Annotated in this window: 6 protein-coding genes; 2 read left to right on the top strand and 4 right to left on the bottom strand. The window is 66.2% G+C overall.

Going from position 1 to position 7,742, the window contains the following annotated elements:
* Positions 1–763: mechanosensitive ion channel family protein (locus AC3XYG_RS40480; protein ID WP_489145578.1), on the top strand; the 763-nt coding region annotated here is incomplete at its 5' end.
* Positions 764–941: 178 nt separating this feature from the next.
* Here the strand turns inward: AC3XYG_RS40480 and AC3XYG_RS40475 are convergent.
* The 3 genes from AC3XYG_RS40475 to AC3XYG_RS40465 are packed head-to-tail and all read right to left on the bottom strand — an operon-like array spanning position 942 to position 5,759.
* On the bottom strand, positions 942–2,480 hold the full coding sequence (locus tag AC3XYG_RS40475; RefSeq protein ID WP_489145577.1) for a SpoVR family protein: 1,539 nt from the start codon (positions 2,478–2,480) through the stop codon (positions 942–944).
* The gene (locus AC3XYG_RS40470) at positions 2,477–3,784 is read right to left on the bottom strand and encodes a YeaH/YhbH family protein (RefSeq protein WP_489145579.1); all 1,308 of its coding nucleotides are present in this window, start codon (positions 3,782–3,784) and stop codon (positions 2,477–2,479) included. Before AC3XYG_RS40470 ends, AC3XYG_RS40475 begins: the two co-directional genes overlap by 4 nt.
* Positions 3,785–3,812: 28 nt before the next feature.
* Positions 3,813–5,759 (bottom strand): PrkA family serine protein kinase, encoded by a 1,947-nt coding sequence (locus AC3XYG_RS40465; protein ID WP_489145576.1) that lies wholly within the window; start codon positions 5,757–5,759, stop codon positions 3,813–3,815.
* Between the two features lie 546 nt (positions 5,760–6,305).
* On the opposite strand from AC3XYG_RS40465, the gene AC3XYG_RS40460 reads away from it, so the two are divergent.
* Positions 6,306–7,187, top strand: a complete 882-nt coding sequence (locus tag AC3XYG_RS40460; protein ID WP_489145575.1) for a LysR family transcriptional regulator — start codon at positions 6,306–6,308, stop codon at positions 7,185–7,187.
* Positions 7,188–7,191: 4 nt separating this feature from the next.
* Here the strand turns inward: AC3XYG_RS40460 and AC3XYG_RS40455 are convergent.
* Positions 7,192–7,742: thiamine pyrophosphate-dependent enzyme (locus AC3XYG_RS40455; RefSeq protein WP_489145574.1), on the bottom strand; the 551-nt coding region annotated here is incomplete at its 5' end.

The following is a 7,742-nucleotide window of genomic DNA, read 5'->3' as shown; positions in this document are numbered from 1 at the left end:
CACCGACCAGGCCCGGCGCCACGCCCGGCTGCGGACGCTGCTGCCGATCCTGAAGAACGTGCTGTTCGTGGTGCTGGCTGTCATGGCCGGGCTGATCGCCCTGGCGGCGCTGGGAGTCGAGATCGGGCCGCTGGTCGCCGGCGCCGGGGTGGTCGGGCTCGCCGTCGGCTTCGGCGCCCAGACCCTGGTCAAGGACATCATCTCCGGCATGTTCTTCCTGTTCGACGACGCCTTCCGCATCGGCGAATACATCGAAAGCGGCAGCATCCGCGGCACGGTGGAGGGCTTCTCGCTGCGGTCGCTGAAGCTGCGGCACCAGCGCGGCGCGCTGCACACCATCCCGTTCGGCTCGCTGGACAAGATCACCAACTATTCGCGCGACTGGGTGATCGACAAGATGACGATCAGCGTCACCTATGACACCGACCTCGACAAGATCAAGCCGATCGTCAAGGAGATCGGCCAGGCCCTGCAGGCCGACCCGCTGTTCGCGCCGCACATCCTGGAGACCCTGAAGATGCAGGGGGTGGACCAGCTCGGCGACTTCGCCATCCAGATCCGGCTGAAGATGATGACCAAGCCGGGCGAACAGTTCGTGATCCGCCGCAAGGCGCTGGCGATGATCAAGAAGGCGTTCGACGCCAATGGCATCGCCTTCGCCTTCCCGACCGTGACGGTGGCGGGCGGCAATGGCGGCGCCGCGGCGGGGGCGGTGGCCCAGCATGCCCTGGACCTGGCCAAGCCGGCAACGCCGGCGGGGTAGGGGTAAGGATCGAGATTGCTGCGTAGCCTCTCCCGCTTGCGGGAGAGGTCGGAGACGCGAAGCGGCTCCGGGTGAGGGTTCTTCGTCGAGGCCGGGACCAACCCTCACCCGATCTCGCTGCGCGAGCCCGACCTCTCCCGCCAGGCGGGAGAGGCAACGCATAAGGCGGGCCTCCGCCTCAGAAGAACGTCGCCCGGGCGCTGGCGGCGTGTTCCTTCAGCACGGCGTTGGTGGCCGGGTCGACCTCTTTCAGCAGCACGTCGTAGCCCCACAGGTCGGCCATGTGCTGCAGCACCTGCCGGGCGTCGCCCTCGGCCAGCAGGATGCCGTTCAGGACGCTGTGCTGCACCACCAGGCGGCGGTCGCCGGCCAGGTCGACATCGACCACCTGGATGTCGGGGTCGACCCAGGCGACGTCGTAGTGCCGGGCCAGCGCGCGGCGGATGCGGCGGTAGCCGGCCTCATCATGGATGGCGTCGACCTTCAGGTCCGGCTTCCCGGAATCGTCGAGCAGGTGGAACATCCGCCACTGCCGGATCAGCCGCGGGCTGAGGAACTGGGACACGAAGCTCTCGTCCCGGTAATTCGCCCAGATGTCCTGCAGCACCGCGGTGGCGTCGCCGCGCCCGGCGATGTCGGGGAACCACTCCCGGTCCTCGTCGGTCGGGTCGACCACGATCCGCTCGATGTCCTGCATCATGCCCAGGCCGAGCGCGTAAGGGTTGATGCCGTTGTAGTGCGGCTCGTTGAATTCCGGCTGGTACACGACGTTGGTGTGCGACTGCAGGAACTCCAGGAACGCGCCGTCGTTCAGCGCCCCCTGCTCGTGCAGCGTGGTCATGATCTTGTAGTGGACCCAGCAGGCGCAGCCCTCGTTCATCACCTTGGTCTGCGACTGCGGGTAGAAATACTGCGCGACCAGCCGGACGATGCGCAGCAACTCGCGCTGCCAGGGCTGCAGTCGCGGCGCCGATTTCTCCAGGAAATACAGGATGTTTTCCTGCGGCAGCTCCAGCAGCGCCCGCCGCCGGTCCTCCGTCAGGTTGGCCTGGGCCTTGGCCGGCGCGTTCGGCAGGGTGCGCCACAGGTCGTTGAAGACCTGTTCCTGGTGCTGCAGCCGGTCCTTGGCGCGGCGCTCCTCGGTCTTCAGGTCCGGCCGCCGCGGCCGGGGATAGCGGTGCACGCCATGGCTCATCAGCGCGTGGGCGGCGTCCAGCAGCTGCTCGACCGCCGTCTGGCCGTAGCGCTCCTCGCATTGCGCGATATAGGTCTTGGCGAAGTCGAGATAGTCGAGGATGCCGTCGGCATCCGTCCACTGCTTGAACAGGTAGTTGGTCTTGAAGAAGGTGTTGTGGCCGAAGGCGGCATGGGCGATCACCAGCGTCTGCAGTGTCGCCGTGTTCTCTTCCATGATGTAGCTGATGCAGGGGCTGGAATTGATCACCAGCTCATAGGCCAGGCCGCGCAGCCCCTTGCGGTACATCACCTCGTTCTGGGCGAACTGCTTGCCGAAGGACCAGTGCTTGTAGAACAGCGGCATGCCGATCGAGGAATAGGCGTCGAGCATCTGCTCGGCGGTGATCACCTCGATCTGGTTGGGATAGGTGTCGAGCTTCAGCTCCTTCAGCCCGACCTTCTCGACCCGGTCGTAGATCCGCTGGATCGTGCCGAAATCCCAGTCGGTGCCGGGATAGAGCAGCGCGGTGTCGCTCATCATTCGGCTCCCACACCCGCTTCGCGGCGCTGGAACAGCTCGCGGAACACGGGATAGATGTCGCGGCGGTGCCAGACCTTCCGCATGGCGAAGGGGGCGTCGGCCTTGCGCACCCGGTCATAGGTCTGCCACAGGTCGGTCTGCCGCGGCACGGTGCCTGACGACATCGGGTCTTCGTCGCGGCCGACTTCGAGATAGGCGAAATACTGGCACAGCGGCAGGATCGTCTCGCTCAGCAGCGTCGCGGATTTGGCGCTGTCGCTCGACAGGTTGTCGCCGTCCGAGGCCTGGGCGGCATAGATGTTCCAATCTTCCGGCCGGTAGCGCTGGGCGACGATGGTGGCCATCTCCTCCAGCGCCGTCGACACAACGGTGCCGCCGCTTTCGGTCGAGTAGAAGAACGTGTCCTCATCCACCTCTTCGGCCTGGTGGGTGTGGCGGATGAATACGATCTCGACGTGCTTGTAGCGGCGCTTGAGAAACAGGTGCAGCAGCGCGAAGAACCGCTTCGCCAGGTCCTTCATGTGCTCGGTCATCGAGCCGGAGACGTCCATCAGGCAGAACATCACCGCCTGGGCCACCGGCCTCGGCACCGCCTCCAGCCGGCGATAGCGCAGGTCGACCGGGTCGATATAGGGGATGCGCCGGCTGCGCAGCAGCAGATGGTCCAGCTGCGCCTGCAACAGCTCGATCTTGTCGGGGTCGGCCTCCGCCTCGGCTTCCAGCGCCGCGATCTCCGCCTCGATGTCGCGGATCTCGCCCGATTTCGGACGCCGCAGGGCGAGGCGGCGGGACATCGCCCGCTGCATCGTGCGGTTCACGGACAGGGAGGCGGGGGAGCCGCTGGTGGAATAGCCGGCACGGCGCCAGCCCACGCTCTCCGCCGCGACCAGCTTGCGCTTGGCCAGGTCGGGCAGCTCCAGGTCTTCGAGGAAGAGCTCGAGATACTCCTCCTGCGTCAGCACGAAGCGGAACTCGTCCTGCCCGTCGCCATCCGGGGCGCCCTCGCTTCCGCCACCACCGCCGCCGCGCTTCGGCCGCGCGATGGTGTCGCCTTCGACGAACTCCTTGTTGCCGGGCAGGATATGGTCACGCGCGCCGCCGGAGCTGGAGCGGTGCAGCCGCGGCTCGTTCACACCGGTGACCGGGATCGAGACCTCGCCGCCCTGTTCCAGATCCTTGATGCTGCGCTCCCGCGAATTGTCGCGGACCGCGCGCTGGACCAGGGCCTTGGCCCGCCGCAGGAAGCGCTGGCGGTTGACGAGGCTCTTTCCCCCCGGATTGAGCCGCCGGTCGATGATGTGCATGGGCATCTCGGGTGGTTTCCGACCTCCTTCAGCCTGCCTGCTTCACCCTCATGTACCATTCGACCAGGCGACGGACCTGCCGTTCGGTGTAGCCGCGCGACTCCATGCGCTCGACGAATTCCTCATGCTTCTTCTCGGTATCGCCGTCCTTCTTCGAGCCGAAGCTGATCACCGGCAGCAGTTCCTCGACCTGGCTGAACATCCGCCGCTCGATCACGTCGCGGATCTTCTCGTAGCTGGTCCAGGAGGGGTTGCGGCCCTCGTTCCCGGCGCGGGAGCGCAGGGCGAATTTCACGACCTCGTTGCGGAAATCCTTGGGATTGGCGATGCCGGCCGGCTTTTCGATCTTGGTCAGTTCCTGGTTCAACAGGTCGCGGTTGAACAGCTGGCCGGTATCGGAATCCTTGAAGTCCTGGTCTTCGATCCAGGCATCGGCATAGTCGACATAGCGATCGAACAGGTTCTGGCCGTAATCGTGATACGATTCCAGATAGGCCTTCTGGATCTCGTGGCCGATATATTCGGCGTAGCGCGGCGCCAGCTCGGCCTTCAGGAACTCCAGGTAGCGCTTCTCGGTTTCGGCCGGCAGCTGTTCGCGCCGCACCATCTGCTCGACCACATACATCAGGTGGACCGGGTCGGCTGCGACCTCGATCGTGTCGTGGTTGTAGGTCGCCGCCAGCGCCTTGAAGGCGAAGCGGGTCGAGACGCCGTCCATGCCCTCGTCGACCCCGGCGGCGTCCTTGTATTCCTGCAGGCTGCGCGCGCGGGGGTCGACCTCGCGCAGGCTCTCGCCGTCATAGACCCGGACCTTGGAGTACAGGTTGGAGTTCTCGTGCTCGTGCAATCGCGACAGCACCGAGAACCGGGCCAGCATCTCCAGCGTGCCCGGCGCGCAGGGCGAATCCGCCAGCTTCGAACCGCGGATCAGCTTGTCGTAGATCTTCTGCTCCTCGGTCACCCGCAGGCAGTAGGGCACCTTGATGACGTAGATCCGGTCGATGAAGGCTTCGTTGTTCTTGTTGTTCTTGAAACCCTGCCACTCCGATTCGTTGGAATGGGCCATGATGATGCCGGTGAAGGGCAGGGCGCCGATGTTCTCGGTGCCAACATAGTTGCCCTCCTGCGTCGCCGTCAGCAGGGGATGCAGCATCTTGATCGGCGCCTTGAACATCTCGACGAATTCGAGCATGCCCTGGTTGGCCCGGTTCAGGCCGCCGGAATAGCTGTAGGCGTCGGGGTCGTGCTGGGCCAGCGTCTCCAGGCTGCGGATGTCGACCTTGCCGACCAGGGACGAGATGTCCTGGTTGTTCTCGTCGCCCGGCTCGGTCTTGGCGATGGCGATCTGGCGCAGGCGCGACGGCTGCAGCCGCACCACCCTGAAGCGCGAGATGTCGCCGCCGAATTCGTCCAGCCGCTTCAGGCACCACGGGCTGACCAGCCCGGTCAGGCGCCGACGCGGGACGCCGTACCGCTCCTCGATCTCGGCGCCCATCTGGTCCGGGTTGAACAGGCCCAGCGGGCTTTCGAAGATCGGGCTGATGTCGTCGCCGGCCTTCAGCGCATAGATCGGATGGGTCTCCATCAGCGCCTTCAGCCGTTCGGCCAGCGAGGATTTGCCGCCGCCGACCGGGCCGAGCAGGTAGAGGATCTGCTTGCGCTCCTCCAGCCCCTGGGCAGCGTGCAGCAGGAAGCTGACGATCCGCTCGATCGTCTCCTCCATGCCGTAGAACTCGGAGAAGGCCGGGTAGGTCCGGATCGTCCGGTTCATGAAGATGCGGCCCAGCCGCGCATCGCGGGCGGTGTCGACGATCTCGGGCTGGCCGATCGCGGCCAGCAGCCGTTCCGCCGCGCTCGCATACATCATCGGATCGCTACGGCAACCCTTGAGGTATTCCTCGAGGGTCATCTCCGCCGGCCGGCGGGCCTCGTAGGACTTCGAATAGCTGGTGAAGAGGTCGTCAGTCGGTGCCATTGCCACCCGCCAAAGTTGGAGGACCGAAACTCACCATCTGCAGCTTTTGGGCGCTTGTTCTTGGCCGATCATACCTCGGCAATCGCGGCGGGATTGGGGTGGGTGATCCGTCACGGACCCGCCTGTCCTGGCCGCAGGCCCGGCTGGGCCTCCGCGATCTGGGATTTGGCAAGGTCCAGTATCTGGCACTGCCCCGTCTCCACCGCTCGCTCTAGATATTAATATAGGCCTGAAGCTCGTGGATAATACTACTGCATTAAATATAATTTGGACCGGGTGCCTCGTCGATCGAGGTCTTGGCACATCCTCCCTTTGAGCGATGCGCATCAGTCGATGATAACAGGGTATGCCTGCTGGGCCGCGATGGCGATGCGGCTTTTAGGCCGACTCGGAGTCGATCTGTCATATTCCGACCTGTCATCAGGAAAATCGATCGAACTTGCGTCTATTAGTCGCTCGATCGATCGTTCCAAGGGCGCTAGGGTCGCCGCCGGAGGTTGCCATGCCGCTTGTTGCCGCCACCGGCCCCGTCCGCCGAGTCGCGTCATGACCCTGGAACAGCTCCGCATCTTCGTGGCGGTGGCGGAGCATCTCCACGTCACCCGGGCGGCACAGGCGTTGAACCTGACCCAGTCCGCCGCCAGCGCCGCGATCCAGGCGCTGGAGGCACGCCACGCCACCAAGCTGTTCCACCGCGTCGGCCGCCGCATCGTCCTGACCGATGCCGGCACCGCCTTCCTGCCCGAGGCACGGGGCGTGCTGGCCCGGGCCGCCCTGGCCGAACGTGCGCTCGATGACCTCTCGGGCATGCGCCGCGGCTTCCTGGCGCTGCACGCCAGCCAGACCATCGCCAATTACTGGCTGCCGCCGTTGATGCACCGGTTCCGCACCCAGCATCCCGGGCTGCAGCTCGACCTCACCATCGGCAACACCACCCAGGTGGCCGAGGCGGTGACGGAGGGGCGGGCCGATCTCGGCTTCGTCGAGGGCGATCTCGACATTGAGGGGTTCGAGCATTCCAGCGTGCCGGGCGACCGCCTGGTCATGGTCGTCGGCGCCAGCCATCCCTGGGCCGGGGAGCGGATGATCGCGCCGGCCCGCTTCGCCGAAAGCGCCTGGGTGCTGCGCGAGCGCGGCTCCGGCACCCGGCAGGTGTTCGAGGCGGCGCTGGGGCGGCTCGGGGTCGATCTCGCGGCGCTGCCGGTGGCGCTGGAGCTGTCCAGCAACGAGGCGGTGCGGGCGGCGATCGAGGCCGGGGCGGGGGCCGGGGTGCTGTCCAGCCTCGCCGTCGAATCGGGCCTGCGCTTCGGCACGCTGTTGCGGCTGGAGCCACCGTTCCCGGCCCGCCGCTTCCGCATCCTGCGCCACCCCGAGCACTACCGCAGCCGGGCGGTCGAGGCCTTCCTGAAGATGCTGGAGGCGGGCTGAGGGCTCAGCCCTTGGCCTGCTGCGCCGCCGCGCGGATCTGGCTCATGCTCAGCCGCGGCGTGATCGCCTCGGGGTCGAGCTTGATCCAGATCAGGGCCGGCTTGCCCGCCGCGACCGCGCGTTCGAAGGCCGGCGCGAACTCCTCGGTCCGCAGCACCGTCTCGGCATGGGCGCCATAGGCTTCGGCCAGCTGGGCGAAGTTCGGGTTCTTCAGGTCGGTGCCGCTGATCCGGGCCGGGTATTCCCGCTCCTGATGCATGCGGATGGTGCCGTACATGCCGTTGTCGATCACCAGGAACACCACGGCGGCGTCGTACTGCACCGCGGTCGCCAGCTCCTGCCCGTTCATCAGGAAGCAGCCGTCGCCGGCAAAGGCGACGACGGTGCGCTCGGGGAACAGTCGTTTGGCCCCGATCGCGGCCGGAACGCCATAGCCCATCGAGCCGCAGGTCGGCGCAAGCTGCGTCGCGAATTTGGTGAAGCGATGGAAACGATGCACCCAGGTCGCGTAGTTGCCCGCGCCATTGCACAGGATCGCGTCGTCGGGCAGGTAGC

The organism is Inquilinus sp., from assembly GCF_057815775.1.
Note: the sequence above shows the minus strand (reverse complement) of the source record. Positions and strands in the feature narration are given on the sequence as shown.

Bases quoted from the DNA above. Each gene is read 5' to 3' on its own strand.
- AC3XYG_RS40475 (WP_489145577.1), bottom strand. From the start codon at position 2,480: ATGATGAGCGACACCGCGCTGCTCTATCCCGGCACCGACTGGGATTTC.
- AC3XYG_RS40470 (WP_489145579.1), bottom strand. From the start codon at position 3,784: ATGCACATCATCGACCGGCGGCTCAATCCGGGGGGAAAGAGCCTCGTC.
- AC3XYG_RS40465 (WP_489145576.1), bottom strand. From the start codon at position 5,759: ATGGCACCGACTGACGACCTCTTCACCAGCTATTCGAAGTCCTACGAG.
- AC3XYG_RS40460 (WP_489145575.1), top strand. From the start codon at position 6,306: ATGACCCTGGAACAGCTCCGCATCTTCGTGGCGGTGGCGGAGCATCTC.